Origin of the sequence: Peribacillus sp. Aquil_B1, from assembly GCF_022603275.1 — a bacterium.
GTDB lineage: Bacteria > Bacillota > Bacilli > Bacillales > DSM-1321 > Peribacillus.
On sequence record NZ_JAKXEE010000001.1, the window covers coordinates 1,873,052 to 1,890,523 of the forward strand.

Annotated in this window: 17 protein-coding genes; 15 read left to right on the forward strand and 2 right to left on the reverse strand. The window is 38.9% G+C overall.

Annotated features, from left to right (window positions below):
* The first annotated feature begins 18 nt into the window (after positions 1-18).
* The 4 genes from cobA to MPH60_RS09275 all read left to right on the forward strand — a co-directional run bounded on the left by cobA (position 19) and on the right by MPH60_RS09275 (position 3,211).
* A complete protein-coding gene (gene cobA, locus MPH60_RS09260) occupies positions 19-795 on the forward strand; it encodes a uroporphyrinogen-III C-methyltransferase (protein WP_241590774.1) in 777 nt (258 codons plus the stop codon).
* Positions 795-1,556, forward strand: a complete 762-nt coding sequence (locus tag MPH60_RS09265; protein WP_241590772.1) for a sirohydrochlorin chelatase — start codon at positions 795-797, stop codon at positions 1,554-1,556. The genes cobA and MPH60_RS09265 overlap by 1 nt, the downstream gene beginning before the upstream one ends.
* Positions 1,537-2,151 carry an NAD(P)-binding protein gene (locus MPH60_RS09270; RefSeq protein WP_241590770.1) on the forward strand — a complete coding sequence of 205 codons (615 nt, stop codon included), beginning with the start codon at positions 1,537-1,539 and terminating at the stop codon, positions 2,149-2,151. The genes MPH60_RS09265 and MPH60_RS09270 overlap by 20 nt, the downstream gene beginning before the upstream one ends.
* 160 nt (positions 2,152-2,311) lie before the next feature.
* On the forward strand, positions 2,312-3,211 hold the full coding sequence (locus MPH60_RS09275) for a sulfite exporter TauE/SafE family protein (RefSeq protein ID WP_241590768.1): 900 nt from the start codon (positions 2,312-2,314) through the stop codon (positions 3,209-3,211).
* Between the two features lie 294 nt (positions 3,212-3,505).
* On the opposite strand, the gene MPH60_RS09280 is transcribed toward MPH60_RS09275, so the two are convergent.
* Together MPH60_RS09280 and MPH60_RS09285 are read right to left on the reverse strand one after the other, a co-directional pair.
* A complete protein-coding gene (locus MPH60_RS09280; RefSeq protein ID WP_241590767.1) occupies positions 3,506-4,651 on the reverse strand; it encodes a glycosyltransferase in 1,146 nt (381 codons plus the stop codon).
* On the reverse strand, positions 4,648-4,935 hold the full coding sequence (locus tag MPH60_RS09285) for a hypothetical protein (RefSeq protein WP_241590765.1): 288 nt from the start codon (positions 4,933-4,935) through the stop codon (positions 4,648-4,650). The genes MPH60_RS09280 and MPH60_RS09285 overlap by 4 nt, the downstream gene beginning before the upstream one ends.
* Before the next feature lie 447 nt (positions 4,936-5,382).
* Here MPH60_RS09285 and MPH60_RS09290 point away from each other — a divergent pair, with 447 nt between their 5' ends.
* From MPH60_RS09290 to MPH60_RS09340, 11 genes are all read left to right on the forward strand, one after another.
* Positions 5,383-5,691, forward strand: a complete 309-nt coding sequence (locus MPH60_RS09290; protein ID WP_241590762.1) for a DUF2642 domain-containing protein — start codon at positions 5,383-5,385, stop codon at positions 5,689-5,691.
* 13 nt (positions 5,692-5,704) lie between these two features.
* Positions 5,705-5,920 (forward strand): hypothetical protein, encoded by a 216-nt coding sequence (locus MPH60_RS09295; protein ID WP_241590761.1) that lies wholly within the window; start codon positions 5,705-5,707, stop codon positions 5,918-5,920.
* Between the two features lie 389 nt (positions 5,921-6,309).
* Positions 6,310-6,828: a mismatch-specific DNA-glycosylase gene (locus MPH60_RS09300; protein ID WP_241590758.1), complete on the forward strand. Its 519-nt coding sequence runs from the start codon at positions 6,310-6,312 to the stop codon at positions 6,826-6,828.
* A gap of 165 nt (positions 6,829-6,993) precedes the next feature.
* The gene (locus tag MPH60_RS09305) at positions 6,994-7,143 is read left to right on the forward strand and encodes a hypothetical protein (protein WP_241615817.1); all 150 of its coding nucleotides are present in this window, start codon (positions 6,994-6,996) and stop codon (positions 7,141-7,143) included.
* A gap of 861 nt (positions 7,144-8,004) precedes the next feature.
* On the forward strand, positions 8,005-9,018 hold the full coding sequence (locus tag MPH60_RS09310; protein ID WP_241590756.1) for a glycoside hydrolase family 15 protein: 1,014 nt from the start codon (positions 8,005-8,007) through the stop codon (positions 9,016-9,018).
* A gap of 258 nt (positions 9,019-9,276) precedes the next feature.
* Entirely contained in the window at positions 9,277-11,205 is a 1,929-nt protein-coding gene (gene glgB / locus MPH60_RS09315) for a 1,4-alpha-glucan branching protein GlgB (protein ID WP_241591039.1), read from the forward strand.
* Positions 11,205-12,371, forward strand: coding sequence for a glucose-1-phosphate adenylyltransferase (locus MPH60_RS09320; RefSeq protein ID WP_101225372.1), 1,167 nt, complete (start codon positions 11,205-11,207; stop codon positions 12,369-12,371). The genes glgB and MPH60_RS09320 overlap by 1 nt, the downstream gene beginning before the upstream one ends.
* Positions 12,372-12,388: 17 nt before the next feature.
* On the forward strand, positions 12,389-13,495 hold the full coding sequence (gene glgD / locus MPH60_RS09325; protein WP_241590755.1) for a glucose-1-phosphate adenylyltransferase subunit GlgD: 1,107 nt from the start codon (positions 12,389-12,391) through the stop codon (positions 13,493-13,495).
* Positions 13,496-13,511: 16 nt separating this feature from the next.
* Positions 13,512-14,948, forward strand: a complete 1,437-nt coding sequence (glgA, locus tag MPH60_RS09330; protein WP_241590754.1) for a glycogen synthase GlgA — start codon at positions 13,512-13,514, stop codon at positions 14,946-14,948.
* A 127-nt stretch (positions 14,949-15,075) separates the two neighbouring features.
* Positions 15,076-16,581 carry a cardiolipin synthase gene (cls, locus tag MPH60_RS09335; protein ID WP_241594548.1) on the forward strand — a complete coding sequence of 502 codons (1,506 nt, stop codon included), beginning with the start codon at positions 15,076-15,078 and terminating at the stop codon, positions 16,579-16,581.
* Positions 16,582-16,655: 74 nt separating this feature from the next.
* A complete protein-coding gene (locus MPH60_RS09340; RefSeq protein ID WP_241594547.1) occupies positions 16,656-17,411 on the forward strand; it encodes an exodeoxyribonuclease III in 756 nt (251 codons plus the stop codon).
* The last annotated feature ends 61 nt before the right edge of the window (positions 17,412-17,472 follow it).

Genomic DNA, 17,472 nt, shown 5'->3' on the forward strand with positions numbered 1-17,472 from the left:
GGAAGGCAGGTTGCAAAAATGGGGAAAGTATATCTAGTAGGAGCCGGTCCCGGAGATCCAGATTTAATTACATTAAAAGGATTAAAATGCATTCAAGAAGCTGATGTCATTTTATATGATCGACTTGTCAATAAAGAACTTTTAAATCATGCAAAAGACGGTGTCGAGCTGATTAATTGCGGGAAACTGCCGGATTATCATTTGTTGCAGCAGGATACCATTAATCGGTTCCTTGTCAAATATGCAAAAAAGGGAAAAGTGGTCACTCGTTTGAAAGGCGGCGATCCATTCGTCTTTGGCAGAGGTGGCGAGGAAGCGGAAGCCCTCGTCAAAAGTGGCGTGAGCTTTGAAGTCGTACCAGGCATTACGGCTGGAATCGCCGCTACAGCTTATGCGGGAATTCCAGTTACACACAGGGACCACGCTTCATCTTTTGCAATTGTTACCGGCCATCGGAAAAAGGATGAAGAGGATAATATCAAGTGGGAATCCCTAGCAAAAGGAATCGATACATTAGCCATTTACATGGGTGTTAAAAACCTGCCATATATTCAAGGGAAACTTTTGGAACATGGAAAAAATCCAGAGACTCCGGTAGCCCTTATCCATTGGGGGACATTAACAACGCAAAGAACAGCTGTCAGTACGTTGGCTAATGTAGTGGAAACGGCCAATAACGAACAGATTTCCAATCCTTGCATGATAGTCGTGGGCGATGTCGTTAATTTACGGGAAAAAATTAAATGGTTTGAAGGAAAACAAACTGAAAATTTGTTGGCGAATGAGGCCTTTTAATGGAAGCCATTTTATATATTTGCCATGGCAGCCGCGTTAAAGAAGCTTCAGCCCAAGCCATTGATTTTATTAAAGTTTGTATGCAAGCACAGCCAAATTCCATTCAAGAGCATTGCTTCTTGGAATTGGAAACTCCTACGATAGAAGAGGCCTACGAACGATGTGTGCTAAAAGGTGCGACGAGGATCATCGCCATTCCAGTTCTATTGCTGACAGCTGTACATGCAAAGCATGATATTCCGGTCATATTGAACAAAATGAAAGAACGGTACCCTGCCGTTGAATTGAAATATGGAAGACCGATTGGTGTCAGTGATAAAATGGTTGACATTTTAGTGGAACGGTTGGAGGAAACAAATGTAAGGGTTACGGAGGATTCCTTGGTTTTATTGGTTGGAAGGGGCAGCAGTGATCCAGACGTGAAACGGGATTTGTCTCGATTGGCAGATCTGCTAAGGAACAGGTTTCCTGAAATCCGTGTGCAAGAATGTTATTTGACAGCCGCCACACCAAGCTTTGGAGAAGCATTGGAAATAGCAGGGGAATCTCGATCAAACCAAGTATTTATCATTCCTTACCTATTGTTTACGGGTCTCTTAATGCAGTCGATTGAAAATGGCATAAAAAAGATCCAAAAAAAGGGGAAGCAAAAAATCATACTTTGCCGATATCTAGGTTATCATCCAAAGATTGAACAAGCCATATCGGAACGAATTCATGAAGTGAGTGGGGAGGGAGCCTATGTATCCAATTACGCTTAATATTGAGAACAGAAAGTGTGTCATCATCGGCGGTGGTAAAATAGGTTACTTTAAAGCGGGCCCCTTATTGGAAGCTGGTGCCGAAGTTACCGTCGTAAGCCCCGAGATATGCACGGGTTTTCAACTGTTGGAGAAAGAAGGTAAGATTCGAGTCTTACTTAAAGAAGTGGAAGAAACTGACTATAAAGATGCGTTTTTAATCATTGTTGCAACAAATTCTACTGAAGTTAATGAACGAGTATACGAGAATGCATCCCAAAGTCAGCTGGTGAACGTAATCAGCAATCATGAGCTGGGTAACTTTCATATACCGGCCACATTGAATAGAGGCATGCTTTCCATTAGTGTTTCTACCAATGGAGCAAGTCCAACTCTCGCAAAAAAAATTCGGAATGACCTAGGTAAAGTATATGATGAATCTTATGAAGATTATCTTGAATTCCTTTTCGAAGCAAGGATGATCATTAAAAGTGGTTCCTTTTCAAAAGAGGAAAAATCTAAGTTATTGAAAGATTCAATAGAGGATATTTATAAATATTCCCTAAAAGAAAGATATCGTTTCTTAGCTAGGCTTATGCCAGTAGAAGCTGAATAAAAAAATCATGGGCTGATCAGAAAAACTGAAGGCACCTAACCAACATGTTATTTCATGTTGGTTAGGTGCCTCTTTGTGTCTTATAGATCAAAATGATCTGTACTGGCAAACGGTGGTCGATGTTATCTAGGTTCTATTTTAGTTGAAAAAGGGGAATGTCATGAAAAAGTTAATCGTTTTAGCCTTTATCGGGTTTTTAGCCCAATTAATCGATGGTTCGCTTGGGATGGGGTATGGAGTGAGTTCCACTTCCTTATTGTTGACATTCGGGATTGCCCCTGCAGTAGCATCAGCATCCGTACATTTATCGGAAGTAGTGACCACAGCAGTTTCCGGAGCTTCACATATAAAGTTTGGGAACGTGGATAAGAATATGGTCTATCGCTTAATCATTCCAGGTTCTGTCGGTGCATTTGTAGGTGCCTGTTTCCTGAGCAACCTGCCAGCCGAATTAGCTAAACCGTACATTGCCATATTTTTATTTGGGCTTGGTGTATACGTTTTATTTCGCTTTTTATTTATTTTTAAACCGTCAAAGGACAATGAAACCGTAAGGCCATTGACCGCAAAACAATCCATTCCGTTAGGCCTTTTTGCAGGCTTTTGTGATGCAACAGGCGGAGGCGGTTGGGGACCTATTGCAACGCCTGTTTTATTGTCAAAAAAAGGAATGACAGCGAGAAAAGCCGTAGGGACTGTTGATACGAGTGAATTTGCCATTGCTTTCTTCGGAAGTCTTGGTTTTATCATTTCGCTTGGATGGGAAGCTGTCAATTGGCTTTGGGTCGTAGCTTTGATAATTGGTGGGGTGGTTGCTGCACCAATTGCAGCCTGGTTGGTCCGGATGCTTCCTGCTCAATTAATGGGTGTTTTAGTCGGTGGTTTCATTATCTTGATCAATGTACGAACATTATTAGCTACATGGATTCCGATTGAAGCCCACATATATATTTATACAGGCATCGTGATTATATGGCTTTCTGGAATACTTCTTACCCTCAATAAGATGTCCAATGCGAGAAAACATGATCATATCGAACAACGGCAGAATGTTTCCTGAACCCCGAATTTGATAGAAGCGAATTTACTCAAAAGTATATTGCGATACGTAACATAAAGACTCGTAGGTACATAAATACCTACGAGTAAAACCATTTGAAAAATGGGATTCCGCCTTTAAATTTTAATAATGTTCTAAACTCTATTTAATAGATTCATTCATTTTCTAAAATGGCTGTTATTAATCGAGAGTTCTATGCCTCCAATATCTATGTAGTTTATTCCCTAATAAAGAATCAATAGAACCCTTTTACTAAAGATGGCCATCGTGAGAGATTGAATAGCAGCAGAACCATTAATTTATAGCCTGCTGCTGTTCAAATGATTGAATTGTACTTTCATATAATTCAATAAGCGGTAATATATTTTTTTTACTATCGAATTGTTTCACTACCAATTTCCTTAAATCCCTGCCTGTTTGAACACCGGCATTTGATTGATGGAGGTTGCGTAAGTCACGATAAAGAATGGCTTGGCTGCAAGTCTGTTTTGCAGCGTGATCCCCAAAGTAGCATTCCCAAGCTTGTTGAAAGTTTTTCTTATTCACCGCCCCAAAATAACCGAGATTTCCACAAGAAATAACGGGTCTTTCGCATGCCATAGCCTCCAAAGCAACCCTGCCCGTACCTACAACATAATCTGCAAGTGCATAATAGTCTCTCACATTTTTTTGTTCCCCAGTGAAATGAATGAAATCTTCTTTATATAAAGATTGGATGCTCGCAGCCACATTCTTAATGTCCTTGAGCTGGTTGCCGTTACCGATGATGATTACATGAAGGTTGGGGATATCCTTTAATTTTAAATCCCTGCAAGCCTTGATTAAAAGCATGCAGATTTTTGCTTTATGCCGGGTTATCCTGCTGCAGTAAAGAATTACTTTTGCATTCAGCGGAATATTCATTTGTCTTCTTAATTCATATGATGGGGAAGGGGCAAATTCAGATGTATCAATTCCATTTGCAATGACTGAAATATTCTTTGGGAAAAGTGGCTGAATTTGTTTTTTTACCGGTTCACTAACTGCAACCGCGGCATCTGTAATCTCTAACACACTTTTTATATCGGGTTTTTGGAAGTATGTCCCGTGCAGAGTGAAGACGAACGGAATATTGGAGAGCTTAGCTGCCTTTGCAGAGAGGTAGCCGGATATAATCTGGTGCCCGTGCACTAGTGTAATCTGTTCTTTTCGTAACAATGCTACCAAGCTGTTCAATAATGGAGGTTCCTCATTCGAGTTAATCGTTAATGTTTTAGGGAAATTCATTTGGTGAACTGTACATCCCGTTTCTCTTAACCGGCTAATCATGCTGCCTTTTCCAGTAACAACTGCTGTATATATTCCTCTAGACTGTAATTCCTTCACAAGACTCAATACATGCGTTTCCGTTCCGCTTACATCCATTGTATCTAACACCATCAGGACTCTTATGGATTTCATGATGCCTTACCTCTTTGGGAAAATTCATCATATCCAGGAACTGAATGAAGCTTAATTTTATTTGACTTTAATGCTGAAAGTAACAATTTAATGCGGGAACCCCGCTCATTTAGCAGGGAGCAACATTTAGTATCATCCGCTTCAGAAAAACCTTTATTAATAGGAAGTGAACATTTGAAAAATGGGGATTTTGCTTGTTCCATACAGTCTGCATTCAATGCAGGCTCTTTGTAGCATGAAGGGATTACAATGCCTATGTAATCCTTTTTTTGTTTGTTTGTCATAGTTATCACCTCAACCGTATCATATTCATCCATTAGAGAAATGGACATGATTTCGTAAAACCTTCAAAAAAAAGTAAAGTAATTTAAAAAAAGGTTGATTAGTCCAAGCCGAAAACATCAGTCATCAATATACTACTTTTGAAGCGATATAGAAGCAGCAGCAAATTGTCAAGATCCTCAAAGGAATCAAGTGGATCAAGGAATTCAAGGAGATCGAATCCAGGCAAAATATTTAGTAAAAATTCAAATCGAAATTCATTTCCGGTTGGTCAAAAAAGGATTCACATTCTCGGTCGACAACGAGTTCAGTGCTGCAGTAAAGATAAGGAAGGGGGACCGTTGCAAAAACTAAAGAGATGGAAAAGGAATGCGAGCATGGGGATGTAGGAAATAAGAAGAGAACCATGACGAGGGTAATAAAATAGACAAAAAAAAGGTGGTAAAAAAATGAACACTGAGAAGCAAAGTGAGAAGCAATGTAAAAAGAATAGTTGCGACTATCTTTACTATAAATGGCTTGTTGAAAATGGTCAAACAAGACCAGGAACACCTGAAACTCCTGGGGATCCATTCATTGATTTAAGAGGTGTTTTAGCAGCATTACTAGGAAGAACGGTAACAGTTTCAACTGACTTTGCCCCGGTAACGGGAATATTAAGTTCAATTCAAGCTGATTATATCCTAATTACTGAAGCTGCGGGAACTATAGTATTTGTTCCGCTCAGTTCCGTCAATTCTGTTAGAGAGCCTATATAAGGAGGAGAATGCATTGTTAGCTAGTATTTTTTATGAACAATTAAAACATTACATTGGGAACACGGTCGAAGTGGCAACAAGCAGTGATTTATTCGAGGGAGTGTTACATCAAGTAACAGATGATATTTGTCGATTAACAGAAACCTCTCCAGGTTATGAAGGCAATCTTGATATCATAACCATTCCACTAAGTCAAATAAACTTTGTTCGCGTGAATCACGCACAATAAGTTATATGAAGAAGCAGCCATCTATAAGGTGGCTGTTTCTTTTGAACGAGTAAAATGCATCGTATCCCGACCTTTTATATTTCATAATCAGCCATTCCACTCATAAATGAAAGGAAGTGTGTTAATATAGGTCGGGATCACCTATGATGCTTGATACTTCTAAACCAAACTCATGTCAAGACAGTGACTTGAATTTGGTTTTTTCTTGTTTAAAAGCAGTTACCTATTATGTCATCAATATAAGGTTTTCACTATGAAACAATCAACCCTCATTCTACAAGAAACGTGTTCAAGTTTTGGATAAATGTTTGAAAATGGCGGAAAAGGTAGTTAATTATTTTTCAGTTTTGTACAATGATTAAATAGGAAATTTGAAAAGGAGTTTTAAAATGGAAGGCATCTCTGATCATTTAAAGGGAAATTTGGATATTTTGTTCGTAGGTTTCAATCCAAGCATTCGTTCAGGCGAGACTGGACATCATTACGCGAATCCAAACAATCGCTTTTGGAAAATCCTCTTCGAGTCCGGGCTGACACCAAGGAAATATGCCCCAACTGAAGACTCGTCATTACTGGATTTAGGTTATGGTTTTACCAATATCGTTTCCAGGCCTACAAAAGGTGCGGAAGATATCACAAAAGAAGAGTACATAATAGGAAGGCAGCAATTAAAAAGGAAGATTGAAAAGTATGAACCTAAACTTGTCTGTTTTGTAGGCAAGGGTGTTTATCAGGAATACCGTCAATTACGAAAAATCTCTTGGGGGCTGCAAGAAGAACCTTCATCGAATAAATCCATGGAATTCGTTGCCCCTTCTTCCAGCGGCTTAGTTAGAATGCCGATAGAGGAGATCATCGAAATCTATAGTGAGTTGCCAATTCTGCTTGGCAAGCTGAAAAGCAATTGAAGGAAATTATTAATATAAGGGTCGGAATTTTCTGGGTCAGGATAATGCTGAATGGAAAAGCGATGGCTTTTCCGATGATGCGGAAGACTTTTGGCAAGGAGTAAAGGATTATATACCTTAAGTATCGGTTTGCTACAGGGGGGTAGAATAACGTCAGGATTAAGCATGATTGAAGTGGCACTAATGTCCATTTACTCTTGCAGGGTCTGGACCATTTATAGCGGCAGGGACGATTGCAGCAAGTCATACAGTCTCGGCCATGTTTTTACGATTTTTAAGTTAGCAGTCGTCATCTTTGCTGCATTAGCTCCGTAATTCAGGCAGCAAGGTTAGAAACAAAACCTGATAACTTGGAGCCTTACTCACTGATGAAACGTTTGGAGTTGGCCGTCACAACAGCACAGAAGAAGGAACAGCTTGATATGAAATGAATGCTCGGTCTGAATCTTGCAGCCTATATAAATTGGTTACTGGCAAATATGGCCGGCGGTTTCTTTGGCGGATTCCAGGTCTCAAAAAATATGAAATGGATTTCGCCCTGACAGCCATGTTATCGGCCTTTTTACTTTTGTGAATATAAAGTGAAAAAACTTTTTTATAGATCTTCTTGCAGTCTCTTTTAGCAGCAGATTAATCGTTGTTGCAGTAGGTTTCTTCATTCCTGGCCGTACTGGCGTCATAGTTGCAACGGTTATAGCGGCAGCGTTAGATGGTGATTAAAAATGGAAATAAGCGGGTCTTTTAAATTTGACCGCAGCTTTTAACAGCTGTCCTGGTTGCATTGTATACGAGTAGTCTAATGGGTATGGTAATGATTGGCGTACATTCTTTGATGATAATGCGATTTTTCTTTAACTAACTACTAAACATTTGAATGATAGGCCGATATAACCAGTAATGGATTGCCATTACTGGGTTTTTATTTTCCAAAGAACATATTTCATAACAGCAACTTCATTACGGTTAGGCAAATGACGCTTTTTTAATGAACATTGGAAGCTTGATTATCAAAAAGGGCAGTGATTACATAAACTATGGTGAATGAACTTCTGAAAAAGTCGTATTGGATAGCTGAATTGAAAGCGCTTTTAATTGAAAAATGAAACAACAAACGTTTAGAAAATGGGAGTCTGTCAACAATGGGAATAAGCAAATAACTATGGAGGTGTTCAATTAATGAATGTAAATGGTGCCCTAGAGGTTCTTGATCGCATGCGGCTACCTAATGGCGCATATACTGCAAGTGTTTCCGATGATTATAATTATGTCTGGATAAGGGATGTCGTTTATACAGTAATACCTTTTATAAATGATCCGTCCAATCGTTACGAGAAAGCATATCATGCTTTATTCGACTTATTTCAATCCTATGAGTGGAAGATAGATATTCATACGGAACAGAAACCCCAGTTTCTATTTGAACATATCCATGCACGGTATTCCACTGAGCTTAAAGAACTGCCCGATGAGTGGGGCCATGCCCAAAATGATGCGATAGGTGCCTTTTTATGGGGTGTCGGTGAAGGATATAGGCATGGGAAAAAGGTGATAAGAAACCAACGTGATTTAAAGATCGTTCAAAAGTTGGTCAGTTACTTGGAATGTCTGCAATATTGGCAAGCGGAAGATAACGGGATGTGGGAAGAGAATATCGAAATCCATGCTTCAAGCATAGGGGCATGTGTTGCTGGTTTGAATTCAGTCAAAATGCTGGTCAACGTTAAAGAAGAACTAATTAAAAAAGGAGAAGAAACTCTTCGTTTCCTGCTTCCAAGGGAAAGTTATTCAAAAGAGACGGATTTAGCCCTTTTATCTTTAATTTACCCGTATCGTCTAGTAGACCGTGAAACAGCACTTAACATTTTGAAGAATGTGACAGGGCGCCTAGAAAGAACAAAAGGCTGCATTAGATATGAAAAAGACCTTTATTATAATGACGGTCAAGAAGCGGAATGGTGTTTCGGGCTTCCGTGGCTGGGCTTATGCTACCTGGAACTTGGCATGATGAACAAAGTTAAGGAATATATAGATAAAACGAAAATGATCATTCCGGAAAATTGGGAAGTTCCTGAGTTATATATAGGAGGCAGTAATATACCAAACAGGAATACTCCTTTGGCATGGTCAGTCTCTTTATCCTATTTATTCTTGACGAAGACTTACAGTATTCGAACTGAACAAATAACATGAAGCATTCATACTTGATACCTTAAAGCTCTTCCTAAAAAATGGGAAGGGCTTTTATTGGTATAATAATATTTTTACATTTAATGACTATTTTTAGCGAAAAAATGTTTTAATTTTCAAAAAAACGGGCATTTATTACAATAACTTCACCTCCATTTGAAGGATTAATACCATTTTTACCGAATATATATAATAACTGGGGAAGGATGGGTAAAATACTATCGAGTTAATACTGATGGAGGGGTTTTATTGAGTACAATTATGGACCAGCTGCAAGAGAATTATCCAAGCGATTTCGATTTATATTTGTTTCATGAAGGCACCCTTTATGAAAGCTATAAGATGCTTGGGGCACACATTGTGACATCATTAGGTAATGAAGGAGTACGCTTTGCCGTTTGGGCCCCCCATGCGAACCAAGTTTCAGTAGTCGGTAATTTTAATAATTGGGACGGAAAAGATCATGCAATGAAACGGATCGAGCGTTCAGGTATCTGGGTGTTGTTCGTACCAGGACTACAAGAAGGGGAACTCTATAAATATGAAATACATACACCCGGAAATAAACGTATCCTAAAAGCCGATCCATATGCCTTTTATTCGGAAGTCAGACCAAATACAGCCTCGGTCATTAAAAAGCTGGATAATTTTGAATGGCAAGATTCGAAGTGGATAGCGGATAGGAAAAAGGAAAACATTTATCATAAACCCATGTCCATTTATGAAGTGCACCCAGGAACATGGAAACAGAAAGAAGATGGCGAATTTTATACGTACCGTGAATTGGCTGATAGATTAGTTGATTATGTGATTGATAATAGTTTTACACATATTGAAATCATGGCCATAATGGAACACCCATTTGATAAATCGTGGGGATATCAGGTCACGGGCTATTATTCCGTAACCAGTCGGTACGGTTCACCTGAAGATTTTAAATATTTAATTAACCTTTGCCACCAAAAGGGCATAGGTGTAATCCTTGACTGGGTTCCAGCCCATTTTTGTAAAGACGCACATGGACTTTCCCGTTTCGATGGTACGCCTCTCTATGAACCAATTGAACACACTAGAGCAGATCGCCCGTTATGGGGGACATACAATTTTGATTTTACCAAACCGGAAGTAATCAGCTTCCTTATTTCAAATGTTATGTTTTGGATGGATGTATACCATATTGATGGAATCCGTGTCGATGCGGTATCGTCCATGGTTTATCTAAATCATGATAATCCGTTGCCGGTCAAGCTGAAAAACCAGTTTGGCGGTGAGGAAAACCTTGAAGCTATACAATTTTTGCAAAAACTTAACGAAGTGGTTTTCAAAAAATATCCCAATGCATTAATGATGGCTGAAGAAGCAACAGACCGGCCGCTCATAACTTCCCCTACCGATATAGGCGGACTGGGCTTTAATTACAAATGGAATATGGGATGGACTAACGATATCCTTCGTTATATGAAACTTGAAACACATGAAAGGCCATATCATCATAATCTCTTAACCTTTTCATTTTTCTATGCTTTTTCAGAAAATTTCGTCTTGCCCTTTTCACATGATGAAGTGGTTCATGGCAAGAAGTCATTACTGAATAAGATGCCAGGTGACTACTGGCAGAAATTCGCAAATTTACGGTTACTCTTTGGGTATTTCATGACGCATCCCGGAAAGAAGCTTCTATTTATGGGCAGTGAATTTGGCCAATTCATAGAATGGAAAGATGAGGAACAATTGGATTGGCTGCTTTTGGAATATGAATCACACGACAAGCTGGCCTATTACTTCCGAACTCTCCAAGATTTTTATAGGCAAACCTCCTCACTTTGGAGACTGGATCATGTCCCGGAGGGTTTTGAATGGATAGATCCGAACAATAGTAATCAGAGTGTCATTACCTTTATGCGAAAAGGTAAACGGAAAGGCGATTATTGCATTGTTGTCTGTAATTTTTCTGCACAGGCTCATGCTCAATATCAAATAGGTGTACCATCCCAAGGCAAATATATAGAGGTTTTCAGCAGTGATTCGGCAGCTTTCGGAGGGTCGGGTCAGATCAATGAAGAACCCATAAATGTCAAAAAGGAACCATACCATAATCAACCATTCAGCATGGAAATAACTGTACCTCCATTAGGCATTTCTATTTTTATGAAGCAAACAAAAAAAAGACGGGGGAGAGTGACCGAATAATGGGAGCAAAAAAATGGATAGCAATGTTATTGGCAGGAGGCCAGGGTTCAAGGTTAGGTGAATTGACAATCGGTTTGGCAAAACCAGCTGTTCCCTTTGGCGGTAAATATAGAATCATCGATTTTCCATTAAGTAACTGCACTCATTCTGGTATTGATACGGTTGGGGTACTAACCCAATACCAGCCATTGATTCTAAATGATTATGTTGGTAATGGGAAGGTTTGGGACCTTGATCTTGATGTTGGCGGAGTTTCCGTACTTCCTCCTTATCAAGGGAAAGAAGGTGGTGAATGGTATAAAGGGACGGCAAACGCTGTTTATCAAAATATCCAATACATTGATAACTATGATCCGGAACATGTATTGATTCTCTCTGGTGACCATATCTACAAGATGGATTACAGTAAGATGCTGGATTATCATATCGAAAAAAATGCCGAGGCGACCATAGCTGTCATTCAAGTACCGTGGCAGGAAGCAAGTCGTTTCGGAATCATGAATACCAATGATGATGATAAAGTCACTCAATTCGATGAAAAACCAAAGTATCCAAAGAGTAATCTTGCTTCCATGGGAGTTTACCTTTTCAATTGGAAAACTTTAAGACGGTATTTAATAAATGATGAAAAAGATGAAAATTCTTCCAATGATTTCGGCAGCAACATCATTCCAAAGATGCTTGAAGACCGAAAAAAGCTATATGCCTATCGCTTTAATGATTATTGGAAAGATGTTGGAACGGTCGAAAGCCTTTGGCAAGCCCATATGGACTTATTGGAGGATAAGCCAAATTTCCAGTTGGATGATCAGCAATGGAAAATTTTTGCCCGCAATGCAAATCACCCGCCGCAATATATATCACCGGATGCCAAGGTCAGTCAGTCGCTTATCAATGAAGGGTGCATGATTCATGGGAATATTGAACATTCGGTTTTATCCTATAATGTACAGGTGGGCTATGGGTCAACCATAAAAGATTCTGTCATCATGCCTAATGTTACGATTGGTGAAAATGTTCATATAGAAAGAAGCATCATAGCCAGCAATTGTGTTATCGAAGATGGTGCCGTAGTGGGCAATTCAGCGGTTACATCAGACATTACCTTAATTGGTGAAAATCAGACCATTATCAATCCAAACAAAAAAAAGATCACTCTTAACTAGAAAAAGGGGAAGATGCTATGGAAAATGTGTTGGGTATTATTAACTTAATCAATGAAAGACAACATTTAAAAGATCTGACTGCTCACCGTAATGTAGCATCCGTGCCATTTGGTGGACGCTACCGTTTGATTGACTTTACGATGTCGAATCTCATTAATGCAGATGTATCAAAAGTAGCCGTTTTTCCAAAAGAAAAGTATCTTTCAGTTATGGATCACCTAGGCTCAGGGAAAGAATGGAACTTGGATCGTCGTTCAGGAGGCTTATACATCTTGCCCCCTATCCATCCGGATGAAACGGTAACAGGCGACATGAAGCAATTTTATGATCATCTTAGCTTTTTCGAACGTGCAGAGGCAGATACTGTCATCATTTCCCCTGGCAGCCATGTATGCAAATTGGATTTTAATGAAGTGCTTGATTATCACAAAAAACATAAAGCGGATATCACGGTCGTATATAAGGATTATGAAGGGGAATTGATTGAAAAACCAATTTATCACACATGCTCGGTAGATTCGGATGAAGACATTACTGACATTAGCTTTTATACCATCCCTAGACCTGGTGACCATGTTTGTCTGGAAACTTTCATCATTAGTAAAACGCTATTGGTGAATTTGATCAAAAGCTGTGTTGCGAGTGGGGAATATGACTTTTTGAAAGACGCCGTGAAAGCCAATCTTCATCGTTTTACCGTCAAAGGCTACAATTTTACTGGAGATATGCCATTCATTCATTCCATTGAAAGCTTTCATTCCAGTAATATGAATTTCCTGAACCCTTCGGTAATCCGTTCTTTCTTCGGGGATACTTGGGATGTTTATACTAAAATCAAACATGAGGCACCGACTAAATATTCAAGTTCCTCGAAGGTTACCAATTCATTGATAGCCAACGGTTGTGATATTGAAGGGACTGTGGAAAACAGTATACTCTTCCGTGGGGTAAAGGTGAAAAAGGGAGCGATAATAAGAAATAGCATCATCATGCAAAAAGGCGTGATTGAAGAAGGCGCTATCGTTGAAAATATCATAACTGATAAAGAAGTGAAGATTACTAGTGAAAAATCAGTTATTGGTTTAAAACAGCCTACTGTAATAAAAAAAGCGAAAGTAATTTAATAGAGGAGGTGCGGCAATGAATGTTGTATTTGCTGCTTCAGAATGCGCCCCTTTTATAAAAACGGGAGGGCTCGGAGACGTTATAGGCGCACTCCCGAAAGCGCTGAAAAAACAGGGTGTCCATATAAGTGTCATCCTTCCAAAATACGGGGATCTTCCTAACCGATTCAAACAGGAATTGGAACATATGACGAGTATTGAAGTTCCTGTTGGTTGGCGCCAGCAATTTTGCGGCATCGAAAAACTTGTTGCTAACGGAATTACATATTATTTTCTGGATAATGAATATTATTTCAAAAGACATGGTAGTTATGGTTTCTTTGATGATGGCGAAAGGTTCGCCTTCTTTTCCCGTGCAGTTTTAGAGGCTTTACCCTATTTAGAAGTAAAACCGGATGTCATACACTGTCATGATTGGCAAACGGGCCTTGTTAGCGTTTTGCTGAAAGCTCATTATCATAAGCATCCATTCTATCAGGATATTAAAACAATATTTACCATACATAATTTACGCTATCAAGGGGTTTATCCTAAAGCTGTTTTAGCGGAATTACTCGATTTGAGTGAGTTATATTTTAATATCGATGGTCTTGAATTCCATGGGAATGTCAGTTATCTGAAAGCCGGCCTAGCATTCTCTAACATTGTCACAACTGTAAGCCCAAGTTATGCGGAAGAAATTCAGAGTCCTTATTTTGGGGAAAATCTTGATGGGTTTTTACGCAAGAGAAATAGTGACCTTAAAGGGATCATTAACGGAATCGATTATGAGGAATATAACCCTGCTGCAGATGAACATCTTGCAGTTCCATTCGATTCGTATGACGGTAAAATGGAGAATAAACGTCAGCTACAGGAAACGCTGAATCTTCCCGTAAATGATGGGGTCCCGGTTCTATCCATGGTAACCAGGCTTGTTGATCAAAAAGGAATAGATCTTATTCTCCATGTTTTTCATGAAATAATGAACCAAGGAGCTCAATTCATCCTTTTAGGTACGGGTGAAGAGCAATATGAATCGGCATTTCGCCATTTAGCTGACCAATATCCAAATCAGGTATTAGTCCATACATATTTTGATGAGGGGTTAGCAAGACAGATATATGCAGGTTCTGATATATTCCTGATGCCGTCCCAATTCGAACCATGTGGCATCGGCCAGCTCTTGGCACTCCGATATGGTACCCTGCCTTTAGTCAGGGAAACTGGCGGACTGCGTGATACGGTCATCCCGTATAATCAATTTACTGGTGAAGGCAATGGCTTCAGTTTTACGAATTATAATGCACACGATATGCTTCATACCATTGAGCAATCTGTTGGTCTGTATAAGTTCCAGCCGAAAAGATGGAGGAAAATGGCCGAAAGTGCAATGAAGTTAGACTTCAGTTGGACTTCATCTTCCTCAAAGTATATTGAGCTATATGAAAGTTTGATTCCTGTCATGAAGTGATAATTGGATAGGTAATACACAAAAAACACTTACGAATATTGTTTTCGTAAGTGTTTTGTTTCTTTTACCATCAAATATGGGTATATGGTTAGATATATAAAATATTGCTGTGTAGGAGAATGAAACGATGAAAAGAAGAAGAATGGAATTTGTATTTTTATTTATTTTGATTGCTGCAGTTTATATGATCCTGTTCACTCATGTTAGCTTCGACGTGAAGCTATTTTTTATTGGATTGTATATTTTTGTCATGTTTATTACCATGTTTTCACTCATGCTGGAAAATAGATTTGCCCACGAGACCCTTTTATGGATGTATGTACTTTTGTTTTTCCCGGTATTTGGATATGTTTTTTATCTATTTTCAGGTCAGCTCTATTTAAAAGGGTATTTATTTCAAAGTAAAAGGAAAAAAGATCGTGAAGAATGGAAGAGTCTTGTTACACATGTATCATCGCCAGATCTATCGTTCTTGAATAATCATCAGCAATCATTCGCAGCTTTTGCCAAAAATGCATCTGAGACCACCATTAGTACATCTTCGCAAACGGAAGTGTTGAAAAATGGTAACGAAACGTTTACCGAAATCATTAAACAGTTAAAAAAAGCTGAAAAGTTCATTCATATAGAATATTATATTTTTCGATCTGACAGGCTTGGTACTGAAATTATAGATATCCTAATTGAAAAAGCGAAAAACGGTGTTGAAGTTTTATTCATTTTTGATGCTGCCGGTAGTTTAAGCCTTTCAAATAATGAAGTTAAACGGATGAAAAATGCAGGGATAAAGGCTTATCCATTTTCACCATTGAAACATGGTTTTTTTAATCAAAAGTTTAATTTTAGGAATCACCGGAAAATAATCATCATTGATGGGGAAGTTGGCTTTGTTGGAGGTTTAAACGTAGGAGAGGAATACTTAGGGAGAAATAAAACGATCGGATTTTGGAGAGATACACATATGGTCCTTAGAGGTGAAGCGGTATATATGCTTCATACTGTTTTCCTTTTGGATTGGGAATATGTCAGTGGGGAAGATGTATTAGAAGAGCGTCCAGAATTCAACAATATAGTGGAACAAGGGGATGGAGCTGTCCAGGTTGTGGCCAGCGGACCTGATACACAACAGGGAATCATGAGTGATTTTTACTATTCACTTATTACTAGCGCCACAAAATCAATCTGGATTGCAAGTCCATACTTCGTACCAAATCAAGCGATTAAAGCCGCCATTAAACATGCCGCAATTAAGGGGATACAAGTTAGGCTGATGGTTCCGGCAGTAAATGATGGGTTTTTAACCCAATACGGCAGTCGCTCTTATTTCGGGGAGCTGCTTCAATTCGGTGTAGAGGTTTACACGTATAAAAAAGGTTTTCTGCATCAGAAACTCATTATCGTAGATGGGGATATGGCTTCCATAGGGACGGCAAACATGGATATGAGGAGTTTTCATCTGAATTTTGAAGTGAATGTCTTTCTAATGGGCAGCCGTTCCATTGAAGATCTCATCACTCACTACAAAGAGGATATGATGGATAGTGAAAAACTAGATCCTATTAGGTATAACAATCGGGGGTTGCTGGAACGTTCAAAAGAATCATTTGCCAGATTGTTTTCGAATGTACTCTAATGGGAAAAATAGAAGATAAATAGTATAGTTGTAATGTACAGAAATTAATTGCCATAAGGAGAATTTAAGAGAATATGAAATTGGTTTCCTGGAATGTGAATGGAATTAGAGCTTGTGTTAAAAAAGGATTTTTAGATTACTTTAAAGATGTGGATGCAGATATTTTTTGCCTGCAAGAAACTAAGCTGCAAGAAGGACAGATTACACTTGAATTGGAAGGGTACCATCAATATTGGAATTATGCACTGAAAAAAGGATATTCAGGTACAGCCATTTTCACGAAGGAAAAACCGCTTTCAGTGAAATATGGTGTAGGGGAGCTGGACGAGGAGCCGGAAGGCAGGATCATAACACTGGAATTCGAAAATTTCTATATGGTGAACGTTTATACACCCAATGCTAAAAGGGATTTATCAAGGCTTGATTACCGTCTCGAATGGGAAGATGGGATGATAAAATATCTTAGTGAACTGGACTTGGTGAAGCCGGTTATCTTTTGTGGGGACCTAAATGTTGCACATCAGGAAATCGATTTGAAAAACCCAAAATCCAATATTGGGAATTCCGGTTTCACTATTGAAGAGCGTGGAAAAATGACAGAATTACTTGATGCAGGGTTTATTGATACATTTCGCCATTTTTATCCAGATCAGGAAGGGGCCTATTCTTGGTGGTCATACATGGCAAAAGTTAGGGAGCGGAATATAGGTTGGAGAATCGATTATTTCATCGTTTCAAAACGTCTTGCGGAATCTTTAATTGAGGCTACTATTCACTGCGATGTCATGGGAAGCGATCATTGCCCGGTCGTCTTGGAAACAAACCTCTAAATGGAATAAATTCGGTTAAATGGGGATACTAATGGTTATCCATATTCAACAGGAGGTTTGA

Excerpts from the sequence above, each read along its gene's own strand:
- cobA (WP_241590774.1), top strand. The coding sequence starts at position 19 with ATGGGGAAAGTATATCTAGTAGGAGCCGGTCCCGGAGATCCAGATTTA.
- MPH60_RS09265 (WP_241590772.1), top strand. The coding sequence starts at position 795 with ATGGAAGCCATTTTATATATTTGCCATGGCAGCCGCGTTAAAGAAGCT.
- MPH60_RS09270 (WP_241590770.1), top strand. The coding sequence starts at position 1,537 with ATGTATCCAATTACGCTTAATATTGAGAACAGAAAGTGTGTCATCATC.
- MPH60_RS09275 (WP_241590768.1), top strand. The coding sequence starts at position 2,312 with ATGAAAAAGTTAATCGTTTTAGCCTTTATCGGGTTTTTAGCCCAATTA.
- MPH60_RS09280 (WP_241590767.1), bottom strand. The coding sequence starts at position 4,651 with ATGAAATCCATAAGAGTCCTGATGGTGTTAGATACAATGGATGTAAGC.
- MPH60_RS09285 (WP_241590765.1), bottom strand. The coding sequence starts at position 4,935 with ATGACAAACAAACAAAAAAAGGATTACATAGGCATTGTAATCCCTTCA.
- MPH60_RS09290 (WP_241590762.1), top strand. The coding sequence starts at position 5,383 with ATGAACACTGAGAAGCAAAGTGAGAAGCAATGTAAAAAGAATAGTTGC.
- MPH60_RS09300 (WP_241590758.1), top strand. The coding sequence starts at position 6,310 with ATGGAAGGCATCTCTGATCATTTAAAGGGAAATTTGGATATTTTGTTC.
- MPH60_RS09305 (WP_241615817.1), top strand. The coding sequence starts at position 6,994 with ATGATTGAAGTGGCACTAATGTCCATTTACTCTTGCAGGGTCTGGACC.
- MPH60_RS09310 (WP_241590756.1), top strand. The coding sequence starts at position 8,005 with ATGAATGTAAATGGTGCCCTAGAGGTTCTTGATCGCATGCGGCTACCT.
- glgB (WP_241591039.1), top strand. The coding sequence starts at position 9,277 with ATGGACCAGCTGCAAGAGAATTATCCAAGCGATTTCGATTTATATTTG.
- MPH60_RS09320 (WP_101225372.1), top strand. The coding sequence starts at position 11,205 with ATGGGAGCAAAAAAATGGATAGCAATGTTATTGGCAGGAGGCCAGGGT.
- glgD (WP_241590755.1), top strand. The coding sequence starts at position 12,389 with ATGGAAAATGTGTTGGGTATTATTAACTTAATCAATGAAAGACAACAT.
- glgA (WP_241590754.1), top strand. The coding sequence starts at position 13,512 with ATGAATGTTGTATTTGCTGCTTCAGAATGCGCCCCTTTTATAAAAACG.
- cls (WP_241594548.1), top strand. The coding sequence starts at position 15,076 with ATGAAAAGAAGAAGAATGGAATTTGTATTTTTATTTATTTTGATTGCT.
- MPH60_RS09340 (WP_241594547.1), top strand. The coding sequence starts at position 16,656 with ATGAAATTGGTTTCCTGGAATGTGAATGGAATTAGAGCTTGTGTTAAA.